We start from the raw sequence: 24,902 nt of genomic DNA on the forward strand, positions 1-24,902 counted from the left end.
ATCGCCGCCGTCAGCGTCGTCTTGCCGTGATCCACGTGACCGATCGTCCCCACGTTCACGTGAGGCTTGGTACGTTCGAACTTGCCTTTTGCCATGCCGAGCTCCTGATCCGGTAGTGCGAGTCGCCCTGAGACGATTTAACGGTTGAACGAGGTCTTGAAGAAAGTGGTGCCCATGGCGCGGATCGAACGCGCGACCTCTCCCTTACCAAGGGAGTGCTCTACCACTGAGCCACATGGGCGAAACCTGCGGTTCGCTGGAGCGGGTGAAGGGAATCGAACCCTCGTCGTAAGCTTGGAAGGCTTCTGCTCTACCATTGAGCTACACCCGCCGGGCATTCAACTTCACCCGGGCCAGCAACCCGGAAAACTTTGGTGGAGGAGGCTGGATTCGAACCAGCGTAGGCGTAAGCCAACAGATTTACAGTCTGCCCCCTTTAGCCACTCGGGCACCCCTCCAGGGAACCGCGGATTATGCAGAGGTCGACGAGGCGTGTCAACTGAGTTGAATCGTCGACTGCAAATCGTGGCGTGGACGCCATGCTGGCGCACCGAAGCGCCCATCGAAGCGCCCATCGAAGCGGACGCTGGCGCCACGCGCGACGGCGCCCCCTGCAGGGCGCCGCATTGCGCGCGGTGCGCGGTGCGGATTCTCAGCGCTTGGCAGCCTCGCGGCCCACCACGCCACCCACTACCGCACCGCCGACAGTACCCAGGGTGCCTCCGCCTACTGCATTGCCCACCACGCCACCGACCACGGCGCCCGCAGCGGTTCCCTTGTCTGCGCGGGACAGGTTGTCCCAGGATGCGCACCCGGTGGCGAGCAGGGCGGCGGATCCGGCCAGGGCCAGCGTAGCGACTCGAAGACCGATGTTCTGTTTCATGACTTCCTCCTGTGCGTGAACTGTACGCCTTGTGCGGGCGGCGCCGAGCTGGCGCCGCCCGTGTCTGGTGGGTCGAAGGCGCGGGCAGGGCCTTTCGGCGTGCCCGCCCGGGCCTGTCAGCCCTGCGTGCCGGCGGCCGGAGCTTGCGGCGCAGCCGGGCCCCGTCGTTCGCCGTCGCGCCGGGGCTCGCCCTTGCTCTTGCGGTACTCCTCGCGCATCGTCTCGCGGGCCGCGCGCATCTCGTCGCGGGTCAGCGTGCCGTCCTTGTCGGCATCGGCGCGCTCGAACATCGCCAGCTGGCGCTTCTGCGCTTCGAGCAGCTCGTCGCGGCTTACCTTGCCGTCGCGGTTCTGGTCGGCGCCCATCATGAGGCCGCCGCGATGGCCGTGCTTGCCGTCACGATGATGGCGATGCATGCCCTCGCCCGGCCCGCCGCCGCGCGGACCGTAACCGGGCCCTGCGGGCGCCTGTGCGGCGGTGCCGGCCGCGGGCTGCTGCGCCGCGGTGGCATCCTGGCCGGAAGTGGTCTGCGCGAAGAGGATGCCGCCGAAAGCGAGGGCGCCGGCAGCGAGGGAGAGGCGAATTGCGTTCATGGATTCCTCCGTTTCTGGAGCCTCCATGCTCGCCGGGGAGCCCCGCGCCGGCGAGCGCTTTTACCGGCGGTTGCGTCTGTTACGTTTGATACGGTTTCCGCGCCCGGCGCGCTCAGGCATGCGCGCGCCCGAGCGCCTGGTCGAGATCCCAGAGCAGGTCGTCGATGGACTCGAGTCCGACCGACAGCCGGATCATGTCGGGCGTGACGCCAGCCGCCTGCTGCTGCTCGTCCGACAGCTGCCGATGGGTGGTCGAGGCCGGGTGGATCACCAGGGTGCGGGCATCGCCCACATTGGCCAGGTGGCTCATGAAGGTGGCTGCGTCGATGAACTTCTCGCCGGCGCGGCGCGCCGCAGCGGCGTCCTCCGCGCGGGCCGGGCCCGCGGGCGCCCCGGGCGCGCGTACGCCGAAGGACAGGATGCCGCCGGCGCCCTTCGGCAGGTACTTGCGGGCGAGCGCGTGATACGGGCTGTCGGGCAGGCCGGGATAGTTGACCCAGGCCACGCGCGGATGCTCCGCGAGGAATCCCGCCACCCGCCGCGCGTTCTCGACGTGCCGGTCCATGCGCACCGGAAGCGTCTCGACCCCCTGCAGCAGCAGCCAGGCCGACAGCGGCGCCAGCGTCGGGCCCAGCGTGCGGGCGAGCTCCATGCGCGCCTTCATGGTGAAGCCGAAGTCGCCGAAGGTCTCGTAGAAGCGCACGCCGTGGTAGCCGGCGGACGGCTCGACCATCCCCGGGAACTTGCCGTTGTCCCATGGAAACTTGCCGCTCTCGACCAGGACGCCGCCCATCGTGGTGCCGTGACCGCCGAGGTACTTGGTGACCGAATGCACGACGATGTCGGCGCCGTGCCGGATCGGCTGGCACAGATAGGGGGAGGCGAGCGTGTTGTCGACCACCAGGGGCACGCCATGCTCGTGCGCAACGGCGGCGACCGCCTCGATGTCGAGCACGTTGAGCCGCGGGTTCGCCACGGTTTCCGCGAACACCGCCTTGGTGTTGGGCCGCATCGCGTCACGGAAGTTCGAAGGATCGTCGGGATCGACGAAGGTGCAGTCGATGCCGAAGCGGGCGAAGGTGACCGCAAACTGCGAGTAGGTGCCCCCATACAGCGTGTTGGCCGCCACGATGTGGTCGCCCTGCTGGCAGAGCGTGAGCATGGCGAGCATCTCGGCAGCCATGCCGCTGGCCGCGCACAGTGCGGCGCGCCCGCCCTCGAGCGCCGCGATCCGCTCCTCCAGCACTGCCACGGTGGGGTTGGACAGGCGCGAGTAGACGTTGCCGAAGGTCTGCAGGTTGAACAGGCTGGCGGCGTGCTCGGCGGAGTCGAACACGAACGATGTAGTCTGGTAAATGGGGACGGCGCGGGCGCCGGTGGCCGGATCGGGGATCTGGCCGGCATGCAGGCAGAGGGTCTCGATGCCGAATTCGCGGTCGGACATGTGCGGCTCCGTTCAGTAGGCGAGCCAGCGCGGACGCCTGGCGGAGATGACCCGCGTGTTGACGCCGGCCCAGTTCAGGCCGCCGAACAGCCGCGCATGCTCGATCTTCACGCAGCGGTCCATCACGGTGTCCAGCCCGGCGGCGCGCGCGAGCGCGTCGGCCTCCAGGTTGAGCACGCCGAGCTGCTGCCAGAGCACCCTGGCACCGATCTGCACCGCCTGCTGCGCGATCGGCAGCACGTCCCCGGTGCGGCGGAACACGTCGACGATGGCGACCGGCTCGGGGATATCGAGCAGCGATGCGTAGCAGCGCTCGCCGAGGATCTCCTCGTACCTGGGGTTCACCGGGATGACCCGGTAGCCATGCTCCTGCATGTACTTCGCAGCGAAGTAGCTGGGCCGGAACCAGTCCGCCGACAGCCCCACGACCGCGATCACGCGATTCGTGGCGAGGATGCGCCTGAGGGATTCGATGTCGTCTGTCATGCCGACGATTATCGCTCGCCGCCAGCGGTGGCGGGTCCCTGCGGGCTCTGCTAAGGTGGATTGGCGCAGGCGGTCGTGCAGGCTGCACCGCCGCGCGGCGTGCCAGCGCGCGCTTTTCTTATTCCCGGGAGGATCGAATGGACGAGAAGATCGGCATGGGTGCCATGGGCTTCAGCCCGCTGGCCGGGATGACCGAGACGATGGACTTCGTCAAGCGCGCATGGTCGACGTTCAACCTGCCGTCGAGCATGGCGCCGACCCTGGACCTCGACGAGATCGACAAGCGGATCGCCGATCTCAGGACCGTCGAGCAGTGGCTGTCGCTGAACCTCGGGATGCTGCAGGGCGCCATCCAGGGCCTGGAGATCCAGCGCGGCACCATCGCCGCAATGAAGGCCTTCGGCGATGCCGTCGGCGCACCCGCGGGAATGGACGCAGGCGCAAGCGCAGCGAAGGCCATGGCGGCGATAGCGGCCATGTCTGGCGCGCAGGCGAGCGGCGGGCAGGCGGACCGCGCCCCCGACGCAGCTTCGAGCCGAGCCGGACCGGCGCCGCGCGATGCCGCAGGCGATTCGGCGCAGGCCGGCGAATCTCAGAAGGACCCCGCCGCGCCCTTCACGCACGCGTCCACCGCCGCGATCAACCCGGCCGCCTGGTGGAACCTCCTGCAGAGCCAGTTCAGCCAGGTCGCACAGGCTGCCATGACCGGTGCAGGCACCGGTGCAGGCACCCCGCAGCAGCCGGCCGCGTCGGCAGCAGGTGCGCGTGCCGCGAAGGCGCGCAAGCCCGCCGCCCGCAAACCGGCGGCCGGCAAGGCGGCAACGCGGCCCCGCAAGCCCGCGCGCTGAACGATCGTGCCGGCCTTCCGAACAGCGCACGCAAGCGATCCGGACTGGCGGCAGGCGGCCGCGCGGGCACTGGCGGCGCTCGGCAAGGCGCCGGCCGCAGCCGACTGCGACCGGCTCGGCATCGTCTACGCGACACCCTCCTTCGGCGAGCACCTGCCGGAACTGCTGGCGCTTCTGCGCGAACGCAGCGGCGTGGCGCACTGGAGCGGCGGGATCGGCCACGGCGTCTGCGCCGACGCGACGGAGTACTCAGACGAGTCCGCGCTGGCGCTGATGGTCGTCGAACTTCCGCGCGGCTCCTTCCGGATCTTCTCCGGCCGCAACCCGGCGCCGGCGCTCGAAGGCGGCGACGATCGGGACGGCGGACCGGCAGCCGCGGCGCTGGTTCACGCCGACCCGGACACCCCGGAACTCGCCGAACTCATTGCGGACATGGCGGCCCGGACCACCGACGGCTTCCAGTTCGGCGCGATCGTCGGCACTGGCGGCGAGCCCTACACCCAGGTCGCCGACGACGCGCTCTCGGGAGGACTGTCCGGCGTGGTGTTCGGGTCCGGGGTGTCGCTGCTGTCGCGCATTGCGCAGGGCTGCGCACCGCTCGCGGGCGAGCACCGGGTGTCCGGATGCGAGGCCCAGTTCATCCAGGGCCTGGACGGCCGGCCCGCGCTCGACGTGCTGCTGGACGATCTCGAGGTCGACCCGGAGCTTCGCTACTCGCTCGATGGCGAAGCGATCCTCAGGGCCCTGCCCGCCGAGCGACTGCGCGGCGGCCTGCTGGTCGCGCTCGCCGGCGAGGGCCCCCGACGCATCGGCTTCGACGACTCGCTGGTGCGCAACGTGGTCGGCATCGACCCGCGCAATCGCCTGCTGGCGATCTCGGGCACGCCCCGCGAGGGCGACAGGGCAGTCTTCTGCACCCGCGACGCAGACGCCGCGCGTCGCGACCTGGTCCGCATCTGCACCGAACTGCGCAGCGAGTTCGAGGACGCGGGCACGCGGCCGCGGGGAGCGCTGTATCACGCCTGCGTGGGGCGCGGCGAAAACCTCTTCGGCGTGCGCGGCGCCGAGCTCGCGATCATCCGGCACAACCTCGGCGAGATTCCCATCGTCGGGATCTATGCGGGCGGCGAGATCGCGCGCGACCGGATCCACGGCTACACCGGCGTGCTGACCCTGTTCATGTGAGGCGGGCGCCCCCGGCGGCCCCCGGCCCCGCGAACTGGCCGGGCGGCGCGCTCACCGTGCCGCGTGCCATGCCTGCAGGCGTCCCCGGAGATCCGTCAATGCGTCGATGACGACGATGCCTTCGGGCGCTCTGCGCAGGAGCGCCGGGCTGCTCCCGCCCGCCCAGATCTCCACGCTGCGCGGGAGCATCTCCCGCAGCTCCGCCAGCCCGCCGCTGACCTGGCCCGCCGGCAGGCAGGGCGAGAACGACAGCGCGACGATGTCCACCGGCTGGGTCTTTGCGGCGCGGGCGATATCCACCACCGGCACCTGCGTGCCGAGCGAAATGCAGCGGCAGCCTTCCAGCGCAAGCAGTGCCTCCACCATCAGCAGCCCGAGGCCGTGGAGTTCCAGCGGGAAGGTGGCCAGCAGCGCACTCGGCCTGCCGGCCGGCACCGACAGCCCCGTGATCGCGCCGCGCAGCACCGACTGGATCGCTTCGGTGTACAGGTGTTCCTCGTAGACCTCGATCTCGCCGCGGGCCCATGCCTCGCCCACGCTGCGGGTGAGCGGCGCACACAGGCGGGTGACGAAGGCTTCCAGTCCCATGCGCCACACCGCCTGGGCAAGGGCATTGCGGAGTTCGTCGCTGCGCAGGGACCTGACCAGCTCCAGCAGAGGAGCGAAGTCCCGGTCGGCACGCTCGCCCGGCTCGGCGCTGGCGTCGAGCCGGGACGACGGCTCACCCCGCCCCGCCGATCCTCGCGCACGACGCGGGGGCGGCGCGCCAGCCTGACCCTGCCCGCCGGACGCATCGCACAGGCGGCGCAACTCGTCCGGCGGCAGCCCCACCACCTTCCCAGGGCGATGCCCCGAGTCCACCAGCCGCCGGATCGTGCGCAAGCGTTCCACCTGGTCGAGCGGATACAGGCGTTCGCCGGCCTCATCCCGCTCCGGGCTGGGAAAGCCGTAGCGCCGTTCCCAGGCGCGCAGCAGGTCCTTAGACAGCCCGGTGTCGCGTTCGACAGCAGAGATTGGCAATTTTGTCATAGACAAACCTTGCACATTTTTTCGATTGGAGTCAATATGGCCATCTTGTTCAGCCTTTGACCAGGACAAACGACGCAATGCCAAATCGTGTTCAAGAGCACTGCGCGCCACGACTTGAGGCAAACATCGGTTGTGACTTTCCGGTCATGTTCTGTACCATACGGTCACATCAAGGCGGAACCCGTGTTCCGCGCCCCAACCCAACCCAGTTCGAGGATCCGCGATGAACGCTCCCGAAATGCGCACGCTGCCGAAAGCCCGCTCGATTGCGCGGCAGCCTGACCGGACGTCGGCCATGCGCATCGCCGTCATCGGCGCCGGAATCTCGGGACTCTCCGCGGCCCTGCGGCTGTCCAAGGACCACGAGGTCACGCTGTACGAGGCCGCCAGCGCCCCCGGGGGCCACACCAACACGGTCGACGTCACGCTCGACGGGCACACCCACCCGGTGGACACCGGTTTCCTCGTCTACAACCACCGCACCTACCCGGAGCTGGTCCGCCTGTTCGAAGAACTGCAGGTCCCGACCACGCCATCCGAAATGTCCTTCTCGGTTTCGCTGGGGCCTCATCGGTTCGAGTGGTGCGGATCGAGCCTGTCCTCGCTCTTCGCGCAGCCCGCCAACGCAGTGTCGCCGCGCTTCTGGCGGATGCTGGCGGACATCGTCCGTTTCAACCGGGAGGCGGGCGCCCTGGCCGTCGCGTCGCAGGCCGACGCAGTGGCCACCCTGGACGAGCCGCTTGGCGCATGGCTGCGCCGCAGGCGCTACAGCGACGCCTTCCGCGACGCCTATCTGCTGCCGATGGCCGCGGCGATCTGGTCGTGCCCGATGAAGACGATGCTGGGCTTCCCGCTCGGCAGCTTCGTGCGCTTCTTCCAGAACCACGGCCTGCTCCAGGTGCAGGACCGGCCGCAGTGGCACACGGTGCTGGGCGGCGGCAGGGAGTACGTGCGCCGCATCGTCGCCCGGCTCGACGACGTGCGTACCGGGACCCCGGTGACGCGGGTGACGCGCGACGGAGCCGGGGTCCAGGTGCAGAGCTCCGCCGGGACCGAGCGTTTCGACCACGCGGTGTTTGCGACCCACAGCCCGCAGACGCTGGCCATGCTTGCCGACGCGGACGCCGAGGAGCGCGCCCTGCTGGGCTCGGTGAGCTACCAGCCGAACCGCGCCTGGCTGCACACCGACACCGCGCTGATGCCCCGGCGTCGCAGCGCCTGGGCTGCCTGGAACTACCTGGGCAACGGCGACCCGGCCGCGCCCGAGGTGTCGGTGACCTACTGGCTGAACCGTCTGCAGCCGCTGCCCTTCGCCACCGACGTGCTGGTGAGCCTCAATCCGCTGTCGGAGCCGGCGCCGGAGCGCACGATCGCCGTCTTCGACTATGAGCATCCGGTCTTCGATCGCACGGCGGTTGCGGCGCAGAAGCGGCTGGGGTCGATCCAGGGCCGGCGCGGCACCTGGTTCGCTGGCGCCTGGACCGGCTACGGCTTCCACGAGGACGGGCTGCGCTCCGGCCTGGACGTCGCGGCGCGGATCGGCGCCGCCGGCGCTGCGCGGCGGGCAGCGGCCTGATAGCCTGAGCGCATCGTGAACGGCGCCTCATTCAGAGAATTCGCCGACTGGCGCCTGGCGTTCGGTGAAGTGCGTCACCGGCGCCTGCGCCCGGTGGAGCACGCGTTCCGCTACGCCTCGTTCTTCCTGCGCGTGCCTGCGCACCGCCTGGACGGCCGGCCCGCGGGCAACCTGCTGTTCGGTCTCAACCGGCGGGCACTGCTGTCCTTCCGCGAACGCGACCACGGCGCCGGAGGCGCCGCGCTGCCCTGGATCCGCGGCCTGCTGGCGCAGGCCGGCATCGCGGCGGACGGGGAGATCTGGCTGCACGCCTTCCCGCGGGTGCTCGGCTATGCATTCAAGCCGGTGAGCTTCTGGTTCTGCCACGATCGCGCCGGCAACCGGCTGGCGATCGTTGCCGAGGTCAACAACACCTTCGGCGAGCGCCACTGCTATCTGCTGGCGGCCCCGGACGGGGCACCGCTGCGGCGCGGCGCCGAACTGCGGGCCGCGAAGGTGTTCCACGTCTCGCCCTTCTGCAGCGTGTCCGGCGGATACCGCTTCCGCTTTCTCGAAAGCGCGGAACGCTCGGTCGCCCGGATCGACCATGACGACGACGAGGGGCCGCTGCTGCTCACCAGCATCAGCGGCCGCTATGCCGCGCTCGACGTCGCCGGTTGCGTGCGCGCCCTGCTCGCCCACCCGCTGTTCACCTTCGGGGTGATCGCACGCATCCACCTGCAGGCCCTGCGTCTCTGGCTGCGCCGCGTCCCCTTCCACCGCAAACCCGCGCCGCCGGCGCAGGCTGCATCGAACGAGTCGAACTGAGGTACCCGATGTCGAAGACCCTGGATACGGGCGCAAACCTGTCCCGCCGTGGCGACGACGGCCTGGCCGCGATCGGCGCAACTCCGGGCGCGCAGCGCCACGACGTGACGGCCAAGGCGAAGGCCGGCGGGAAAGCGGCGGCAATGCCTGCCGCGGCGCGCATCGTCCTGCGCCTGCTGGAGCGGCTGCACACCGGCAGCCTTTCGCTCGTCCTCCCCGACGGCCGGACGCTGCGCTTCGGGCGCGGCGAGCCCGCGGCCTCGATGCGGCTGTCGCGCTGGGAGGCGTTCGGTGCGGCGCTGGCGCGCGGCGACATCGGCTTCGCCGAAAGCTGGATCGACGGTGACTGGCAGACCGACTCGCTCGCAGACCTGCTGTCGCTGCTCATCGCGAACCGCGACGCGCTGGAATCCGCGGTCTACGGCACTGCGGCGGGACGCCTTCTCTATCGGATCCGTCATCTGCTGCGCCGCAACTCACGCACCGGCTCGCGGCGCAACATCCATGCGCACTACGACCTGGGCAACGACTTCTACCGGCTCTGGCTGGACCCGGGAATGACCTACTCCAGCGCCCTCTTCGACGGCGACGCCGGGCGCACGCTGGTACAGGCCCAGGAGGCCAAGTACCGGCGCATGCTCGACGAGCTGTCGCTGCCCGCCGGAGCCTCGGTGCTGGAGATCGGCTGCGGATGGGGCGCGTTCGCGGAACTCGCGGTGGCCGACGGCCTGCGGGTCAAGGGTCTGACGTTGTCGACCGAGCAGCTGGCCTGGGCGCGCGACCGCCTGGCGGCGACCGGTGCCGGCCGGCTGGCGAGCTTCGAGCTGCAGGACTATCGCGACGAGCGCGGGCGTCACGACGGCATCGTCTCGATCGAGATGTTCGAGGCTGTCGGCGAGGCCTACTGGCCGCGCTACTTCGAGACCGTGGCGCGCACGCTCGCGCCCGGCGGGCGAGCCGTGATCCAGACCATCACCATCGATGAAGCCCTCTTCGATCGCTACCGGCGCGGCACCGACTTCATCCAGCAGTACGTGTTCCCGGGCGGGATGCTGCCTTCGGTTCCCGCCTTCGAGGCCGCCGCCCGGCGGGCCGGCCTGCGGGTGCTCAGGCGATTCGCCTTCGGACAAGACTACGCCCGCACACTGCAGCTCTGGCGCGAAGCTTTCTGCGCGCGCCTTCCCGAGGTGCGGGCGCAGGGTTTCGACGAGCGCTTCGTGCGCACCTGGCTCTTCTACCTCGCCTACTGCGAGGCGGCGTTCCGGTCGGGCAATACCGACGTCGTTCAGTTCACGCTGGAGCGCGCATGACCGGCGCGGCGGCGCGCGCAGGGCCGCGCTCAGCGAAGCGGCGGACGGCGCAGGCCCTCCTGGCTGGCGCGCTGATGCTCGCGGCGGCGGCCGCCGTCCCGGCGACGCCGGCGTCTGCGCCGCAATTCGCGCGCGGCGGTGCGGTGCCGCAGCCGGTCGCTGCGCACATCTCCGATGCGCGCCTCGCCGGCGAGGGCCTGCTGCGCTGGTTCGGTCTGCGAGTGTACGAGGCACGGCTGTGGACCGGCCCGCGCGCCCCTGCCCCCGAGACGCTGGCGCGAAGCGCCTTCGCGCTGGAGTTGCGCTATGCGCGCGCCCTGGAGGGCCGGGCGATCGCGGCCGCGAGCCGCGACGAGATCGCGCGGCTCGACCTGGGCACGCCCGCGCAGCTGAGCGCCTGGTTCGATGCGATGGCGCGGCTGTTCCCGGACGTGGCGCAGGGCGATCGCCTCACCGGGGTGAATCTCCCCGGAAGCGGCGTGGCCTTCTACCGCAACGACCGGCCGCTCGGCAGCATCGACGACCCGGACTTCGGCCCGGCCTTCTTCGCGATCTGGCTGCACAGGGACACCGCCGCGCCCGAGCTCAGGCGGTCGCTGCTCGAGCGGGCCGGCACGCGCGGCGCAGGCGACCGGTGAACGCTCCTTCCTCGCCTCCGGCGGGCGCGCCGACGTCGCCCACGTCCGCCGCAACGGGCAGCCGCGCAGCCCTGGCGTCCTATGGACTGCTCCGGATGCCGCTGGCCCTGCTCGAACTGCCGCTGTTCGTCTTCCTGCCCGCGCTCTACGGCGGCACGCTGGGGGTCGACCTGGCGACGGTCGGCGCGGTGCTGTTTTTCGCGCGGCTGCTGGACGCCGGAGCGGACCCGCTGATCGGCCGCGCAATCGACCGCAGCGACCGCCCCGGCAGACAGCTTCGGTGGATCCGCATCGGGCTTCCGGGGATCGCGGTCGGCTTCGCTGCGATGCTGCTGCCGCCCGTCGGGCAGGCCTGGCTGCCCGCCTGGCTCGCTGCAACCTCGCTGCTGACCTATCTCGCCTACTCGGCGGTGTCGATCGCCTACCAGGCCTGGGGGGCGGGCATCGGCGCCACCGCGGCGGAGCGCGCGCGCGTCACCGCGGTGCGCGAGGGCTTCGGGCTGGTCGGCGTGCTGCTCGCCGCCGGGCTGATCGCCACCGGCGATGCGCGCGCGCTGGTGGCGGCCTTCGTCTGCCTCTCCGTGGCGGCAGCCGGTTTCATCGGCCGCGCGCCGGCTCCGGCGCGGCCAGTGCACTCCGGCGGTCCGGCCGCCGCAGTCCCCTGGCGCGAACTGTGGAGCAACCGCCCGTTCCGCTGGCTGCTCGCCGCCTTCGTGCTGAACGGCGTGGCCACCGCGATGCCCGCCACCCTGGTGCTGTTCTTCGTTCGCGACGTGCTGGGCGGCAGCGACCGCAGCTCCGCGCTGTTCCTGGGCGCCTACTTCCTGGCCGGTGCCGCAGGCATGCCGCTGTGGGTGCTGCTGGCCCGGCGCGTCGGGCTGCGCAACGCGTGGCTGCTCGGAATCGCGTTCGCGGTGCTCGCCTTCGTCTGGGCCCTCGGTCTCGGCCGCGGCGACCTGACGGCGTTCTTCGCAGTGTGCCTGCTGACCGGACTTGCGCTCGGCAGCGACCTGGCGATCCCGCCGGCGCTGCTCGCAGGCGTGATCGTGGACGCCGGCCACCGCGGCCGCGGCGAAGGCAGCTACTTCGGGCTCTGGAGCCTTGCCACCAAGGGAAATCTGGCAGTGGCCGCGGGAATCGGACTGCCAATGCTCGGCTGGCTGGGCTACGCGCCCGGGCAGGGCGGCGGCACGCTCGCGCTGAGCCTCGCGTACGCAGCCCTGCCATGCGCGCTCAAGCTCGCCGCCGGCCTCGTCCTGGTGCTGGCGCCGCTTCCCGACGACCCCCGTGACGTCCCTTCTGGAGAACGCATCCGATGAAGACCCGCATCACGTCCGCCCGCCGACGCGTGGCGCTCGCGCTGGCCGCCGCCCTTGCGCTCGCAGGCTGCGCAGGAATCACGCCATCCGACTATCGCGCCGAGACGCCCGCGCTTTCGCTCGAGCGCTTCTTCGACGGGCCGCTCGAAGGCTGGGGAATGTTCCAGGACCGGTCCGGCAAGGTCCTGCGCCGCTTCCACGTGACGATCGACGCCCGCTGGGAGAAGGGCGTCGGCACGCTCGACGAGCACTTCATCTGGTCCGACGGGGAGCGCCAGAGGCGCGTCTGGACCCTGAAGCGGACCGCCGACGGCCGCTATTCGGGCACTGCGGGCGACGTGGTCGGCGAGGCGCAGGGCGAGGTTTCAGGCAACGCGCTGCGCTGGCGCTACGTGCTGGCGCTGCCGGTGGACGGGCGCGTCTGGCACATGGAGTTCGACGACTGGATGTTCCTGATCGACGACCGCGTGCTGCTGAACCGCGCAACGATGAGCAAGCTCGGCGTGCGGCTCGGCGAAGTCACGCTCTCGCTGCACAGGCGCTGATGTCCGCGCCGCTCAACCCCCCCATCCGCGACTGGCGCGGGCTGCGCGTCTGGCTGGTCGGCGCCTCCAGCGGGATCGGTGCCGCGCTGGCCGCCGAACTGGCCGGCCGGGGCGCCCGGATCGCCCTGTCGGCCCGCCGGCAGGACGCGCTCGCCGAGGTGGCGCGCCGGTGTACTGGCGCGGACGGCGTGCCGCTGCTTCTGCCGCTGGACGTGGTCGACGCCGACGGACTGCGGGCCGCGCACGGTCGGATCCTTGCCGAATGGGACGGCATCGACCTGGTCGTCTGGCTCGCGGGCGACTACACGCCGATGCGCGCCGACGCCTTCGACCTGACCGCAGCGCGACGCATCATGGACATCAATCTCGCAGTGTTCAACGGGCTCGACGTGCTGCTGCCCACCCTGCGCCGCCAGGGCCGTGGCGCGCTCGCGATCGTCTCCAGCGTGGCCGGCTATCGCGGGCTGCCGCGCTCGCTGGTCTACGGCCCGACAAAGGCGGCGCTGAACAACCTGGCGGACGCGCTCTACCTGGACCTGCACCCGTTGGGCGTCGGGGTGCACCTGGTCTGCCCGGGCTTCGTCGACACCCCGCTGACCGCGGGCAACGAATTCCCCATGCCGGGGCTGATCGGCGCCGAGGAGGCTGCACGCCGCATCGTCGGCGGGCTGGAGCAGGGCCGCTTCGAGATCCGCTTCCCGCGGGGCTTCACTCTCGTGATGCGGCTGCTGGGGATGCTGCCCCACCGGCTGTACTTCGCGCTGGTGCGGCGTTTCACCGGCTGCGACAAGGTCCCAGCAGTCCCCGCGCGCGACGAACCCTCTTCAGGCTGAGCCCCGACCATGCCTGCCGCTTCCGAACGCCCCGCAAGCGCCCGCTGGACCGACCTTCCCGGGCGGCCCGCGCTGCCGCCGCCGCTCGAGCGCGCCGTCGCGTTCTTCGAGACCCTCTCGCCGGAGCGGCTGGCGGACATTCCTTCGATCTACGCACCCCGCGCGCGCTTTCAGGATCCGTTCAACGACCTGCAGGGCCAGCAGGCGATCGCCGCGGTCTTCGCGCACATGTTCGAGCAGCTCGAAGACCCGCGCTTCGCGGTGCTCGAGGCCTTCGGCGACGCGCAGCAGGCCTTCGTCACCTGGGACTTCGATTTCGGCGGCGGCGGCCGTCGACGGCGCATCCACGGCAGCACCCATTTCCGCTTCGACGCCGACGGTCGCATCGACCGGCACCGCGACTACTGGGACGCCGCCGGCGAGCTCTACGAAACGCTGCCTCTGCTGGGCGCCGTGCTGCGCTGGCTGCGCCGCCGCCTTGCGACGCCGGCGTCGCACGCCGGTCACGGATCGCCTTTACAATGAAAGGCTGACTTTCAGGCGACGGCAATGCTCTATCCAGAACTCTTCAGGTCCCTCGAACGCGTGCGCTGGAGCCTCGAAGACGACATCCCCTGGGACCGTTTTGACGGCTCGCTGCTGTCGGACGAGCAGGCGCTCACGATCAAGTACAACGCGATCACCGAGTGGGCGGCGTTGCCGGCCACCGAAATGTTCCTGCGCGACAACCGCCACGACAGCGACTTCTCCGCGTTCATGTCGATCTGGTTCTTCGAGGAACAGAAGCACTCGCTGGTGCTGATGGAGTACCTGCGGCGCTTCCGGCCAGAGTTCGTGCCCACTGAAGCCGAGCTGCACGCGGTTCGCTTCGAGTTCGACGTGGCTCCGCCGCTCGAGACGCTGATGCTCCACTTCTGCGGCGAGATCCGCCTGAATCACTGGTATCGCCGCGCCAGCGAGTGGCACACCGAGCCGGTGATCAAGGCCATCTACGACACCATCTCCCGCGACGAGGCCCGGCACGGGGGCGCCTACCTGAAGTACATGAAACGCGCGATCGAGCAGTCGGGCGACGAAGCACGCTCGGCCTTCGCGAAGATCGGCGTGCTGATGGCCAGCGCTCGGCGCACCCAGCAGGCGCTTCACCCGACCAACCTGCACGTGAACAAGGCGCTGTTCCCGAACGACACCGTGCAGAGCCGGCTGCCGGAGCCCGGCTGGCTCGAGCGCTGGCTCGACGAGCAGATCCGCTTCGACTCCGACTGGGAAGGCAAGGTCGCCGATCGCATCCTGCACAACCTGTCGCTGCTGTTCGAGCGCAAGTTCGCCAGCGCGCAGGAGCTGAACCGCTACCGCAGGGAGCTGACGCGCGGCGTGCCGGGGCCCGCTGCCGAGCTGTCCGCGGCCGCCTGAGCGTCGTCCGCCCGTGCCGCCCCGGGACCGCGCCCGGGGAAATCCGGCGCAATGCGGCCGAGGACGGAATAGATCGCCTGCGCGCGGCGTTCACCCATGGCAACCAACCAGTGGAGATGCCATGAACACCGGAACCTCGACCAGGGCCCGCGCGACGCGGCCAGCAGCCCGATCCATCCTGTCCTTCGGCAGCGCCTGCCTGGCGGTGGCGCTGTCCGCATGTGCCGCGATGGCGCCTTCGCCTGCGAAGGTGGAGGGCGGCGTGCTGACCGACCCGCGCGGCATGACGCTCTACACCTTCGACACCGACCCCCCCGGCAAGAGCGTCTGCAACGGACCCTGCGCGGCAAACTGGCCGCCGCTGAGCGCCGCGGCCGACGCCCGCGCACCGGAGGGTTACTCGGTCGTGCTCCGCGACGACGGCTCGCGGCAGTGGGCCTACCGAGGCAAGCCGCTGTACCTCTGGGTCAAGGACACCAAGCCCGGCGACCGCACTGGCGACGGGTTCCGCAATGTCTGGCGTGTCGCCAGACCCTGAGTTCTCCCCGGCGCTGATTGCGCTGCTGCCGAGACTGCGGCGTTACGCGCGCGTGCTCACGCGCGACGGCAGCGCTGCCGACGACCTCGTCCAGGACACGCTCGAGCGTGCCTGGTCGAGGCACCGGCAGTGGCGCCCGGGCAGCGACCTGCGCGCCTGGCTGTTCTCGATCATGCACAACCGGCACGTCGACCTGGTGCGCAGCACCATCCTGCACCCCGACGGCCATCGTTCTCCGTCTCCGGAGGACGACGACGCCAACGTGGGGGCAGCGCAAGCGCCGGCCGCTCCATCCCTCGAGGCGATCGACCTGCAGCGCTGCTTCGAGCGGCTCTCCGACGAGCATCGGCAGGTGCTGCTGCTGATCGCGGTCGAGCAGATGCGTTACGCCGAGGCGGCGGAATCGCTCGGCGTGCCAGTGGGCACCGTGATGTCGCGCCTGTCCCGCGCCCGCGCAAGTCTGCGCCACGAACTGGCCGGCGGAGCACCCGCGCCTGCGACCAGGCTGACCAGGATCAAATGAGCACTTCCAACCCGCCAATCACGGACGCAGAGCTGCACGCCTGGGTCGACGATCAGCTTGCGCCGATCGACCGCGAGCGCGTGGCGGCAGCGCTCGCCCGGGACCCGTCGCTGCGCGAGCTGGCCGAGCACTACCTCGGCCAGAACGAGGACCTGCGCCGACGCTTCTCCTGTGCGACTGACGAACCGGCGCCCGGCCGCCTGCTGCAGGCCGCAATGGCGCCCGCCGGCTCACGCCTTGGCAGGCTGGCCGGTCTGGCCGCGGCGCTGCTGCTCGGCGTCGGGGCGGGATGGTTCGCGCACGGCAACTTCTCCCAGCCTTCCGGGCCGAACGGCGAGAGCATGGCCTCGGGCGCCGGGGCGGTGGCGCTGCCACTGCCGCGCGCGGCGGTCGTCGCCCACGCCGCCTACGCCCCCGAGGTGCGCCACCCGGTCGAAGTCCGAGCCGACGACGAGGCGCACCTGGTCGCCTGGCTCTCGAAGCGCCTCGGCACTCGCCTCAGCATCCCCGACCTGCGCCAGCACGGCTTCTCCCTGGTCGGCGGACGCCTGCTGCCCGACGCGATCGGCAGCGTGGCGGCGCAGTTCATGTTCGAGAGCGGCACTGGACAGCGGCTGACGCTGTTCGTACGCCGCGACTCATCCGGCGCCGACACGGCATTCCGCTTTGCGAAGACGGACGGGCTGACCAGCTTCTTCTGGATCGACCGCGGCTTCGGCTACGCTCTGTCGGCAGAGATGCCGCGCGAGACGATGCTCGAGCTCGCGGGCGCCGTTCACGCACAGACCAGCCCATGACCTCTCCAGAACCCGCAAGCTTCCACCCGGATTTCGAGCGCAAGATCGTCGAACCCGCTGCCCTGCGCGACGCGCTGGCGAACTGCCGCCGGCCGCTGGTATTCACCAACGGCGTCTTCGATCTGCTGCACCGCGGCCACGTGACCTATCTCGCGCAGGCCCGCTCGCTCGGCGCCAGCCTGCTGGTGGCCGTCAACAGCGACGCCTCGGTGCGTCGGCTCGGCAAGGGAGCGGACCGCCCGATCAATCTCTGCGAGGACCGGATGGCGGTTCTTGCAGCGCTCGAGTGCGTCGATCACGTGAGCTTTTTCGACGAAGACACGCCAATCTCGCTGATCCTGGCGGCGCGCCCCGAGGTCCTGGTGAAGGGCGGCGACTGGCCGGTGGACCGCATCGTCGGCGCGCCCGAAGTGCGCGGCTGGGGCGGAACGGTGCACTCCATCGCCTTCCGCTTCGAGCGCTCCACCACCGAAACCCTCCGGCGGATCCGCGGCCCGGGCTGAGCGGACAGCTGAGCACACGGCTGGCGCGGGAGGCCCCGCGAGGGGCGACTGGCGCGCTCAGCGGCGCAAGAAAGGCGGCGGCAGCTCCGTGGAGTCCGGCGCAGCGCCCGCTGCGGGCCGGACTCGAGCCGCCCCGCCAGCATTGACGGACGAAGCGGACGAAGCGGACGACTCCGATGCGGTGCCGGACGCCTCCCCGGCCGCGGGAATCGGCGCCGGCTGCGCCCCCCCGGAGGAGGCGCCTGCCTCGAGCCGCTCCAGCGGGACGACCACCAGCCGTTCCGGCGCGATCTCGGCAGGCCGGCCGACCGCGGTGCCCGCCTGCGGGCTCCAGGCTTCCAGCCAGCCCTGCCACCAGGCGAACGCCAGCAGGTTGGCGAGCACCAGCACCGCCAGCAGCGCCCTCAAGGCCCTCTCGCTCCGGTCAGGTCCGAGAGCCGCGCGGACACGTCGCCCACCGCCACCGCGACCACACCGTCGGACGTGCGCAGGCGCAGCGCCCCGGTAGGGTCGAGCCCGTCGGCGCGACCGCTCAGCTTCGGACGCCCGTCCTCCAGGATCGTGACTTCGCGGCCGGCGAGCACGTCGAAAGGCGCCCACTGCAGCGCCGTGTCGCCGAAGCCCTCTGCAAGAAAGCGCTCGGCAGCGTCGATCAGCGCACGCGCGAGGCGCCCGGCGAGCTCCTCGCGAGGCGGCATCGCCGAGCCGGCCTCGAACAGGCCGCAGGCCGGCTGGTCGATTGCGCTGGCCAGCGCATCCGGCAGGCGCAGGTTGACCCCGAGGCCGATGACGATGCGCTCGTGCTCACCGCTCAGCCGCGTCTCGACCAGCATGCCGGCGCACTTGAGCCCCTTGCGCAGCAGGTCGTTGGGCCATTTCAGCCCGATCCCGGGTGCCCAGGCCGACGCCGTCTTCGCGACCGCGACGCCGAGCGCCAGCGGCAGGCCGACCAGCGCCGGCGTGTGCGCGCCGCGACAGTGATCGATCGCCACCGAGAAGGTGAGGGAGTCCAGGGGGTCGCTGACGAAGACCCTGCCCCGGCGGCCCCGCCCGGCGACCTGCTGCACCGCGAGCAGCACGTGGACCGCGGGCGCCCCGCCGGAACGCGGCGGACCCGCCGGCCGGCGCATCAGCTCCTTGTTGGTGGAGTCGATCGAGTCGACAACCTCGACGCAGGACTCTGGCAGCGCCGCGGCTGCGGCGATCAGGGCCGCGTCGAGCCCCGCGTCGGCAGCGGCGCTCCGTCCGGGTTGCTGGGTTTGCTGGTCAGGGGAAGCCACGGCGGCAATCATATCCTGTAGGCTTGGGGCCCCCGATGCCCGCACACGGGCCGGCGGCGCGCGCCGACGCCCCCGGCCGCCTTCCGCGCCCTGCGCATGCCCGTCGAACCGTCGAACCGTCACTCGAGAATCCCGGAAGTCCTGCTGGGCGCCTACCTGCTCGCGCTGGTCTACGGCACCCTGTATCCGTGGACCGGCTGGCGTGCGATCGGGCAGCCGGCCCTCGGCTTCCTGCTCGAACCCTGGCCCCGCTGGTGGACCTGGCTAGACGTGCTCGTCAACGTCGCGGTCTACGTGCCGCTGGGGGCCTTTGGTGTGCCGCTGCTGCGCAGGAAGATGCGCCTGCCCGCGGCGCTGCTCGCCGCGGTCGCGCTCGCCAGCGCCACCTCGCTGGGCCTGGAGGGGCTGCAGAGCTTCATGCCAGGGCGGGTCGCGTCGCGACTCGACTGGGTAGCCAACACCGGCGGTGCGCTGGCCGGCGCGCTCGTTGCCGCTGCGCTCGCGCCGCTGCCCGTCTGGCAGCGCATGCGGTGGCAGCGCGCCAGTCTGCATGGGATCGCGGGCGCAAGCGGCCTGGCGCTGCTGGCCAGCTGGCTCGCGATCCAGTTGCCGCCGCAGCGGGTCCCCTTTGGCAACGGCGACTTCGTCGAGCCGCTCGTCACGGCCCTCGGCCTCGCGCTCGGCCCCCTCCTCGCCGCGATCGATCCCGCTCTCGCCGGCGACGCGGGCGCCTGGATCGCGCAGGAGGCGACCGGGCTGAGGCTGGACATCGACCACATCGTCCTCGTCGAGGCCTGCGGCACGGCGGCCGCCGTGGCGGCGATCGGGCTGCTGGTGCGCGAGATCTACCCTGCCAGGGCGCCGCGCGGACTGATCACTGCCGGCCTGGTGCTCTCGGCGGCGGCGGCGCGCAGCGCATCCGCCGAGCTGCTGCTGGGTCCCGGCCAGGCCTTCGCCTGGCTGTCCGCCGGGGCGCAGGGCGGACTGGTGACCGGGGTCGTCCTGCTCGCGATCCTCGCCAGCGGCAGGCGCAGGGCACGGCTGCGCTGGGCGATCGCCGCGATCGCCCTGACCGCGCTGCTGACCAGCGTGTTCCCCGAGGACCCCTACCACGCGTCGATGCTGCAGCGCTGGGACCGGGGCGCCTGGCGCAACTTCGACGGCCTGCTCGAGGGCACGGCACTGGTCTGGCCCTTCGCGGCGATACTGTGGTGCGCATTGCGCCTGCGCGCGCTGCAGCGGGCCGCCAACTCATTCCACCGGGGCGATCCATGAGCCACTTCCAGCATCACGTCTTCTTCTGCCTGAACCGCCGCGACGAGGGTCGCGACTGCTGCGCATGCCACGACGCAGAACGGCTCCAGGCCTACGCCAAGGATCGCGTCAAGCAGCTCGGCCTGGCCGGCCCTGGCAAGGTCCGCGTCAACAAGGCCGGCTGCCTCGACCGCTGCGAGCTCGGTCCGGTGGTCGTCGTCTACCCCGAGGCCATCTGGTACACCTATGTCGACGAAAAGGACATCGACGAAATCGTCGAGTCGCACCTGCTCAATGGACGGCCGGTCGAGCGGCTGATGATCGAATGAACGCGGCCACAGAACGCATGCTCGTCGCGGGCCCGGCCGGCAACATCGACGTCGCCGTCGACCGCCCCGCCGGCGCCCCGGCCGGCATCGCACTGATCGCGCATCCGCACCCGCTCCACGGCGGCACCCGCGACAACAAGGTGGTGCAGACGCTCGCCCGCGCCCTGGTGCAGCTCGGCTTCGTGTGCTGGCGGCCGAACTTCCGCGGCGTCGAGGACTCCGACGGCAGCCACGACGAGGGCATCGGCGAGACGGATGACATGCTTGCTGTGCTCGCGCATGCGCGCGCGCATGCTTCGATCCAGGGGCTCGGGCACGCGCCGGTGGCGCTGGCCGGCTTCTCGTTCGGCTGCTTCGTGCAAACGAGGGTGGCCGCGCAGCTGCAGGCCCGCGGCGAGCCTGCGCCGCGCATGGCGCTGGTCGGTCCGGCCGCGTCGCGCTTCGCGCTGGAGCCGGCCACTGCAGATACGCTGGTCGTGCACGGCGAGATGGACGACGTCGTGCCGCTGCAGTCGGTGCTCGACTGGGCGCGACCGCAGGAACTCCCGGTGGTGGTGGTACCCGGAGCCGACCATTTCTTCCACCGCCGCCTGCCGCTCCTCAAGCGCCTGGTGCTGCGCTGGATGGCCGACGCGGCGTCAGGGCCGGCCGGACCGAACGACTATAATCCCGACTGACCCGCGGCACGCCGCGTCCCCTCCTTTCCCTGCGTCGCGCATCCCGGCCCCGCGCCGGCATCCGACCCCCCGCACCCAGAGATGACACCGATCCGCCTGCTAGCCGCCATCGTCCTTTCGCTGTTCGCCTCGCTCGCCGCCGCCCAGGTGCCTGCGCCCACGCTGGCCGCCCGTTCCTGGCTGTTGATGGACGTAACCACCAACCAGGTGCTGGCTGCCGCCGAGCCCGACATGAAGGTCGAGCCCGCCTCGCTGACCAAGCTGATGACCGCCTACCTGGCGTTCAAGGCGCTGCACGAGAAGCGGCTCACCCCGGAGCAGCGCCCGCCGGTGTCCAGCGCCGCCTGGAAGGCGATCGGCTCGCGCATGTTCGTCGACCCCGGCAAGCCGGCCACGGTCGACGAACTGCTGCACGGGATGATCATCCAGTCTGGCAACGACGCCTCCATCATCCTGGCCGAAGCCATCGCCGGCAGCGAGGCAGGCTTCGCCGAGCTGATGAACCGCGAGGCCCAGCGCATGGGCCTGAAGAACACCAGTTTCCGCAACGCCACCGGCCTGCCCGACCCGCAGCACTACACGACGGCGCGCGACCTGGCCATCCTCGCCACGCGGCTGATCCAGGACTTCCCGCAGAACTACAGCCTGTATGCGCAGAAGGAATACACCTACAACAAGATCCGCCAGCCGAACCGCAACCGGCTGCTGTTCATCGACCCGACCGTCGATGGCGTCAAGACCGGCCATACCGACGCCGCGGGCTACTGCCTGATCGCATCCAGCCGGCGTGAGCAGCCGGGCGCCGGTTTCCAGCGCCGCCTGCTCAGCGTGATGCTCGGCACCGCCTCCGAATCGGCGCGCGCGATCGAATCGCAGAAGCTGCTCAACTACGGCTTCCAGAATTTCGATGCGGTCAAGGTGTTCGAAGCCGGCAAGCCCTCGGGCAGCTACGAGGTCTGGAAGGGCGCGAAGAACGAGGTTTCCGCCGGGTTCACCGAGGACGTGACCGTGGCGGTGCCGCGCGGCCAGGCCGCACAGATCAAGGCCGAGATCGAGCGCACCGAACCGCTGGTTGCACCGATCGCCCAGGGCCAGCGCATCGGCACGCTGCGCGTGAAGCTCGGCGACAAGGTGCTGGTCGAACGGCCTCTGCTGGCGCTCGCGGCCGTCGAGGAAGCCGGCCTGTTCGGCCGCGCCTGGGATACGATCAGGCTCTGGATCGGCAAGTGACCGGCCCGGCGGCCGGCGCGGCGCCGCCCGCCGCCCGCCGCCGACACAGCGAGACCCGCGCATGAGCACCGAGATCAGCCAGACCGTCTTCCTGAACGGCGAGTTCCTGCCGATCGGCGAAGCCCGCGTTCCGGTCCTGGATCGCGGCTTCATTTTCGGCGACGCCATCTACGAAGTGGTGCCGGTCTACGGCCGGCGTCCCTTCCGCTGGCCCGCGCATCTGGCGCGGCTGCAGCGCAGCCTCGCGAAGACCCGCATCCCCAACCCCCGCGACTCGACCGGCTGGACCGCACTGATCACCGAGATCGTCGAGCGCCACCCGTGGCCGGACCAGTTCATCTACCTGCAGGTCACTCGCGGCGTCGCCAGGCGCGACCACGCCTTCCCCGCGCACGCGGTGCCCACCGTCTTCGCGATGAGCAGCGAGCTGCCGCCGGTGCCGGCGGCGCTGCGCGAGGACGGCGTGGCCGCGATCACGCTGCCGGACGAGCGCTGGCTGCACTGCGACATCAAGTCGACCTCGCTGCTGGGCAACGTGCTGGCCCGGCAGGCGGCGGTCGATGCCGGCGCAGCCGAGTGCGTGATGTTCCGCGACGGTTTCCTGACGGAAGGCTCGGCGAGCAACATCTGGGTGGTGCGCAATGGAACGATCTTCGGCCCGCCGCGCGACCACCTGATCCTCGAAGGCATCCGTTGCGGCCTGCTCGACGAACTCTGCGCCGCGCAGGGCATCCCGATGGACATCCGCCGCATCACCCGCGAAGAGGTGCTGTCCGCCGACGAGCTGCTGCTCAGCTCGGCGACCCGCGAAGTGCTCGCCATCACCCGCCTCGACGGCAAGGCCGTCGGCGCAGGCCGCCCCGGCCCCGTCTGGGCCAGTCTCCATGCGGCCTACCAGGCCGCCAAGTCCGCCTGACATGTCCGAAGCCCCAGATTCCTCCGACACGGTCTTCGACCGCCTCGAGAAGCTGCTCGAGTTTCCCTGCGACTTCCCGCTGAAGGTCATGGGCCGGCGCGTGGACGGGTTCGCGCAGGCGATCTCCGACCTGGTGCGCGAACACGCCCCCGACTTCGATCCTGCCACCATGGTGCTGAAGCCCTCCTCGCAGGGCGCCTGGCTCAGCCTCACGGTGGTGGTGCGCATCGAGTCGCGCGCCCAGCTCGAGGCGCTCTACCGGGCAGTGGCCGGCCACCCGATGGTCCGTGTCGTCCTCTGACCCGCCAGCAGTCGCACCGCCCCCTCCAGTGATCGTGCGCGGCTTCCGGCCCGCCGACTACCGCAGCACACTGGAGGCGATGCGCGCGTTCACGCAGGAGCGCACGCCGGATACGCCCGACGAGATCTGGCTGGTGGAGCACGAGCCGGTGTTCACGCTGGGCCTGGCCGCGAAGGAGGAGCACCTGCTGGCACCGGGGGCCATCCCGGTGATCCGCACCGAGCGTGGCGGACAGGTCACCTACCACGGCCCCGGTCAGGTGCTGGCCTATGTGCTGATCGACCTGCGCCGGCGCGGGCTCACGGTGCGCGGCCTCGTCGACCGGCTCGAGCAGGCGGTGATCGGCCTGCTGGCCGGGCGCGGCCTGCCTGCGGTGCGCCGCGCCGATGCGCCCGGCGTCTACCTGGCCGAGCGCGACGGCGCCCCCGGGGCTAAAATCGCTTCACTGGGACTCAAGGTCACCCGCGGCTGCAGCTTCCACGGCGTGGCGCTGAACGTCGCAATGGACCTTGAACCCTTCTCCCGGATCAACCCCTGCGGCTATCCGGGGCTGGCGGTTGCCGACCTGCGCGGCCGGCTCGGCGAGACCGACCTCGCCGACGTCGCCGCGGAGCTGGGCCGCCGGCTGGCCGAACGCATCGAAGGCATCGAAGGCAGCCCATGACCTCGCCCATTCCCGATCCGGCAGCACCCGCCTACGATCCCAGCGCCAAGCAGAAGGCGGCTGCCAAGACCTCCCGCATCCCGATCAAGGTGGTGCCGGCGGGCGAGATCCTGAAGAAGCCCTCCTGGATCCGCGTGAAGGCCGCCTCGCACAACTCGCGCTTCGACGAGATCAAGCAGATCCTGCGCGAGCACCGGCTGCACACCGTCTGCGAGGAGGCCTCCTGCCCGAACATCGGCGAATGCTTCGGGCGCGGCACCGCCACCTTCATGATCATGGGCGACAAGTGCACCCGGCGCTGCCCCTTCTGCGACGTCGGACACGGCCGCCCCGATCGCCTCGACCCCGACGAGCCGGCCAACCTGGCGCGGACCATCGCCGCGCTCAAGCTGTCGTACGTGGTGATCACCAGCGTCGACCGCGACGATCTGCGCGACGGTGGCGCCGCGCACTTCGTCGACTGCATCCGGGCGGTGCGCGAGCAGTCGCCGGCGACCCGCATCGAGGTCCTGGTCCCCGATTTCCGCGGCCGGCTCGATCGCGCCCTGGAGATCCTCGAAGCGGCGCCGCCGGACGTCATGAACCACAACCTCGAGACCGTGCCGCGGCTGTACCGCGAGGCGCGGCCCGGCTCCGACTATGCGCACTCGCTGAAGCTGCTCGCCGAGTTCGGCCGGCGGGTTCCCGGCGTGCCGACCAAGTCCGGACTGATGGTCGGCCTGGGCGAGACCGACGACGAGATCCTCCAGACCATGCGCGACCTGCGCGCCCATGGCGTCGGTATGCTGACCATCGGCCAGTACCTGGCGCCTTCGAACAGCCACCTGCCGGTGCGCCGCTACGTCCATCCAGACACCTTCGAGATGTTCGGTCGCGAGGCCGCGGCCATGGGCTTTTCTCATGCCGCGGTGGGCGCGCTGGTCCGTTCGTCGTACCATGCAGATCAGCAGGCGCACGCTGCGGGCGTCGCCTGACCCGCTT

At 70.9% G+C, this 24,902-nt stretch carries 31 protein-coding genes and 3 tRNA genes; 23 read left to right on the forward strand and 11 right to left on the reverse strand.

Annotation, left to right across the window (positions count from 1 at the left end; translation table 11 throughout):
- The 8 genes from HNQ70_RS12380 to HNQ70_RS12415 all read right to left on the reverse strand — a co-directional run.
- The coding region (locus HNQ70_RS12380; RefSeq protein ID WP_005434227.1) for a GTP-binding protein at positions 1–95 on the reverse strand (95 nt) is incomplete at its 3' end.
- 71 nt (positions 96–166) lie between these two features.
- Positions 167–241: transfer RNA gene (locus HNQ70_RS12385), tRNA-Thr, on the reverse strand.
- Between the two features lie 16 nt (positions 242–257).
- Positions 258–331 (reverse strand) — tRNA-Gly (locus HNQ70_RS12390).
- 41 nt (positions 332–372) lie between these two features.
- Positions 373–458: transfer RNA gene (locus HNQ70_RS12395), tRNA-Tyr, on the reverse strand.
- 194 nt (positions 459–652) lie between these two features.
- Positions 653–883, reverse strand: coding sequence for a glycine zipper 2TM domain-containing protein (locus HNQ70_RS12400; protein WP_183968042.1), 231 nt, complete (start codon positions 881–883; stop codon positions 653–655).
- A 116-nt stretch (positions 884–999) separates the two neighbouring features.
- Complete coding sequence (locus tag HNQ70_RS12405) at positions 1,000–1,476, reverse strand: EF-hand domain-containing protein (RefSeq protein ID WP_183968044.1); 477 nt, start codon at positions 1,474–1,476, stop codon at positions 1,000–1,002.
- A 112-nt stretch (positions 1,477–1,588) separates the two neighbouring features.
- Positions 1,589–2,920: an O-acetylhomoserine aminocarboxypropyltransferase/cysteine synthase family protein gene (locus HNQ70_RS12410; protein WP_183968045.1), complete on the reverse strand. Its 1,332-nt coding sequence runs from the start codon at positions 2,918–2,920 to the stop codon at positions 1,589–1,591.
- Between the two features lie 12 nt (positions 2,921–2,932).
- Positions 2,933–3,406 carry a CoA-binding protein gene (locus tag HNQ70_RS12415; RefSeq protein ID WP_183968047.1) on the reverse strand — a complete coding sequence of 158 codons (474 nt, stop codon included), beginning with the start codon at positions 3,404–3,406 and terminating at the stop codon, positions 2,933–2,935.
- Positions 3,407–3,543: 137 nt separating this feature from the next.
- Between HNQ70_RS12415 and HNQ70_RS12420 the strand changes: the two genes are divergently transcribed.
- Together HNQ70_RS12420 and HNQ70_RS12425 are read left to right on the forward strand one after the other, a co-directional pair.
- A complete protein-coding gene (locus HNQ70_RS12420; protein ID WP_183968049.1) occupies positions 3,544–4,254 on the forward strand; it encodes a PhaM family polyhydroxyalkanoate granule multifunctional regulatory protein in 711 nt (236 codons plus the stop codon).
- Between the two features lie 6 nt (positions 4,255–4,260).
- Complete coding sequence (locus tag HNQ70_RS12425; RefSeq protein ID WP_183968051.1) at positions 4,261–5,439, forward strand: FIST C-terminal domain-containing protein; 1,179 nt, start codon at positions 4,261–4,263, stop codon at positions 5,437–5,439.
- A gap of 51 nt (positions 5,440–5,490) precedes the next feature.
- Here HNQ70_RS12425 and HNQ70_RS12430 read toward each other — a convergent pair whose 3' ends face one another.
- The gene (locus HNQ70_RS12430; RefSeq protein WP_246434952.1) at positions 5,491–6,546 is read right to left on the reverse strand and encodes a MerR family transcriptional regulator; all 1,056 of its coding nucleotides are present in this window, start codon (positions 6,544–6,546) and stop codon (positions 5,491–5,493) included.
- A 217-nt stretch (positions 6,547–6,763) separates the two neighbouring features.
- On the opposite strand from HNQ70_RS12430, the gene HNQ70_RS12435 reads away from it, so the two are divergent.
- The 13 genes from HNQ70_RS12435 (at position 6,764) to rfaE2 (ending at position 17,270) form a co-directional block, all read left to right on the forward strand.
- Entirely contained in the window at positions 6,764–8,044 is a 1,281-nt protein-coding gene (locus HNQ70_RS12435) for an NAD(P)/FAD-dependent oxidoreductase (RefSeq protein WP_183969072.1), read from the forward strand.
- Positions 8,045–8,059: 15 nt separating this feature from the next.
- Positions 8,060–8,851, forward strand: a complete 792-nt coding sequence (locus HNQ70_RS12440) for a DUF1365 family protein (protein WP_183968053.1) — start codon at positions 8,060–8,062, stop codon at positions 8,849–8,851.
- Between the two features lie 143 nt (positions 8,852–8,994).
- Positions 8,995–10,161 (forward strand): SAM-dependent methyltransferase, encoded by a 1,167-nt coding sequence (locus HNQ70_RS12445; protein WP_183969074.1) that lies wholly within the window; start codon positions 8,995–8,997, stop codon positions 10,159–10,161.
- Positions 10,158–10,799, forward strand: a complete 642-nt coding sequence (locus tag HNQ70_RS12450; RefSeq protein ID WP_183968055.1) for a chalcone isomerase family protein — start codon at positions 10,158–10,160, stop codon at positions 10,797–10,799. Before HNQ70_RS12445 ends, HNQ70_RS12450 begins: the two co-directional genes overlap by 4 nt.
- Positions 10,796–12,118, forward strand: a complete 1,323-nt coding sequence (locus HNQ70_RS12455; protein WP_425504367.1) for an MFS transporter — start codon at positions 10,796–10,798, stop codon at positions 12,116–12,118. The genes HNQ70_RS12450 and HNQ70_RS12455 overlap by 4 nt, the downstream gene beginning before the upstream one ends.
- Positions 12,115–12,663: a DUF3833 domain-containing protein gene (locus tag HNQ70_RS12460; protein WP_183968060.1), complete on the forward strand. Its 549-nt coding sequence runs from the start codon at positions 12,115–12,117 to the stop codon at positions 12,661–12,663. The genes HNQ70_RS12455 and HNQ70_RS12460 overlap by 4 nt, the downstream gene beginning before the upstream one ends.
- Positions 12,663–13,496 carry an SDR family NAD(P)-dependent oxidoreductase gene (locus tag HNQ70_RS12465; protein WP_183968061.1) on the forward strand — a complete coding sequence of 278 codons (834 nt, stop codon included), beginning with the start codon at positions 12,663–12,665 and terminating at the stop codon, positions 13,494–13,496. Before HNQ70_RS12460 ends, HNQ70_RS12465 begins: the two co-directional genes overlap by 1 nt.
- 9 nt (positions 13,497–13,505) lie before the next feature.
- Entirely contained in the window at positions 13,506–14,021 is a 516-nt protein-coding gene (locus HNQ70_RS12470) for a nuclear transport factor 2 family protein (protein ID WP_183968069.1), read from the forward strand.
- A gap of 24 nt (positions 14,022–14,045) precedes the next feature.
- Complete coding sequence (locus HNQ70_RS12475) at positions 14,046–14,909, forward strand: ferritin family protein (RefSeq protein ID WP_183968071.1); 864 nt, start codon at positions 14,046–14,048, stop codon at positions 14,907–14,909.
- Between the two features lie 121 nt (positions 14,910–15,030).
- The gene (locus HNQ70_RS12480) at positions 15,031–15,447 is read left to right on the forward strand and encodes a COG4315 family predicted lipoprotein (RefSeq protein ID WP_183968073.1); all 417 of its coding nucleotides are present in this window, start codon (positions 15,031–15,033) and stop codon (positions 15,445–15,447) included.
- The gene (locus tag HNQ70_RS12485; protein WP_343060770.1) at positions 15,431–15,970 is read left to right on the forward strand and encodes an RNA polymerase sigma factor; all 540 of its coding nucleotides are present in this window, start codon (positions 15,431–15,433) and stop codon (positions 15,968–15,970) included. The genes HNQ70_RS12480 and HNQ70_RS12485 overlap by 17 nt, the downstream gene beginning before the upstream one ends.
- Positions 15,967–16,767, forward strand: a complete 801-nt coding sequence (locus HNQ70_RS12490; RefSeq protein WP_183968077.1) for an anti-sigma factor family protein — start codon at positions 15,967–15,969, stop codon at positions 16,765–16,767. The genes HNQ70_RS12485 and HNQ70_RS12490 overlap by 4 nt, the downstream gene beginning before the upstream one ends.
- A complete protein-coding gene (rfaE2, locus tag HNQ70_RS12495) occupies positions 16,764–17,270 on the forward strand; it encodes a D-glycero-beta-D-manno-heptose 1-phosphate adenylyltransferase (RefSeq protein ID WP_183968079.1) in 507 nt (168 codons plus the stop codon). Before HNQ70_RS12490 ends, rfaE2 begins: the two co-directional genes overlap by 4 nt.
- A 57-nt stretch (positions 17,271–17,327) precedes the next feature.
- On the opposite strand, the gene HNQ70_RS12500 is transcribed toward rfaE2, so the two are convergent.
- Together HNQ70_RS12500 and HNQ70_RS12505 are read right to left on the reverse strand one after the other, a co-directional pair.
- Positions 17,328–17,678: a hypothetical protein gene (locus tag HNQ70_RS12500; protein WP_183968082.1), complete on the reverse strand. Its 351-nt coding sequence runs from the start codon at positions 17,676–17,678 to the stop codon at positions 17,328–17,330.
- Positions 17,675–18,550: a biotin--[acetyl-CoA-carboxylase] ligase gene (locus HNQ70_RS12505; RefSeq protein ID WP_183968084.1), complete on the reverse strand. Its 876-nt coding sequence runs from the start codon at positions 18,548–18,550 to the stop codon at positions 17,675–17,677. The genes HNQ70_RS12500 and HNQ70_RS12505 overlap by 4 nt, the downstream gene beginning before the upstream one ends.
- A 96-nt stretch (positions 18,551–18,646) precedes the next feature.
- On the opposite strand from HNQ70_RS12505, the gene HNQ70_RS12510 reads away from it, so the two are divergent.
- The 8 genes from HNQ70_RS12510 to lipA all read left to right on the forward strand — a co-directional run bounded on the left by HNQ70_RS12510 (position 18,647) and on the right by lipA (position 24,895).
- Positions 18,647–19,825: a VanZ family protein gene (locus HNQ70_RS12510; RefSeq protein WP_183968086.1), complete on the forward strand. Its 1,179-nt coding sequence runs from the start codon at positions 18,647–18,649 to the stop codon at positions 19,823–19,825.
- Complete coding sequence (locus HNQ70_RS12515) at positions 19,822–20,133, forward strand: (2Fe-2S) ferredoxin domain-containing protein (protein WP_183968088.1); 312 nt, start codon at positions 19,822–19,824, stop codon at positions 20,131–20,133. Before HNQ70_RS12510 ends, HNQ70_RS12515 begins: the two co-directional genes overlap by 4 nt.
- Positions 20,130–20,810, forward strand: coding sequence for an alpha/beta hydrolase (locus HNQ70_RS12520; RefSeq protein WP_183968090.1), 681 nt, complete (start codon positions 20,130–20,132; stop codon positions 20,808–20,810). The genes HNQ70_RS12515 and HNQ70_RS12520 overlap by 4 nt, the downstream gene beginning before the upstream one ends.
- Before the next feature lie 81 nt (positions 20,811–20,891).
- On the forward strand, positions 20,892–22,040 hold the full coding sequence (locus HNQ70_RS12525; RefSeq protein WP_183968092.1) for a D-alanyl-D-alanine carboxypeptidase family protein: 1,149 nt from the start codon (positions 20,892–20,894) through the stop codon (positions 22,038–22,040).
- Between the two features lie 61 nt (positions 22,041–22,101).
- Positions 22,102–22,956 carry a D-amino acid aminotransferase gene (locus HNQ70_RS12530; RefSeq protein ID WP_183968094.1) on the forward strand — a complete coding sequence of 285 codons (855 nt, stop codon included), beginning with the start codon at positions 22,102–22,104 and terminating at the stop codon, positions 22,954–22,956.
- Position 22,957: 1 nt separating this feature from the next.
- On the forward strand, positions 22,958–23,257 hold the full coding sequence (locus HNQ70_RS12535) for a YbeD family protein (RefSeq protein ID WP_183968096.1): 300 nt from the start codon (positions 22,958–22,960) through the stop codon (positions 23,255–23,257).
- Positions 23,244–23,921, forward strand: a complete 678-nt coding sequence (gene lipB, locus HNQ70_RS12540; protein WP_183968098.1) for a lipoyl(octanoyl) transferase LipB — start codon at positions 23,244–23,246, stop codon at positions 23,919–23,921. The genes HNQ70_RS12535 and lipB overlap by 14 nt, the downstream gene beginning before the upstream one ends.
- Complete coding sequence (gene lipA / locus HNQ70_RS12545) at positions 23,918–24,895, forward strand: lipoyl synthase (protein ID WP_183968100.1); 978 nt, start codon at positions 23,918–23,920, stop codon at positions 24,893–24,895. Before lipB ends, lipA begins: the two co-directional genes overlap by 4 nt.
- Positions 24,896–24,902 lie beyond the last annotated feature (7 nt).

It is taken from the genome of Quisquiliibacterium transsilvanicum, from assembly GCF_014202215.1.
In the GTDB taxonomy this organism is placed as follows: domain Bacteria; phylum Pseudomonadota; class Gammaproteobacteria; order Burkholderiales; family Burkholderiaceae_E; genus Quisquiliibacterium; species Quisquiliibacterium transsilvanicum.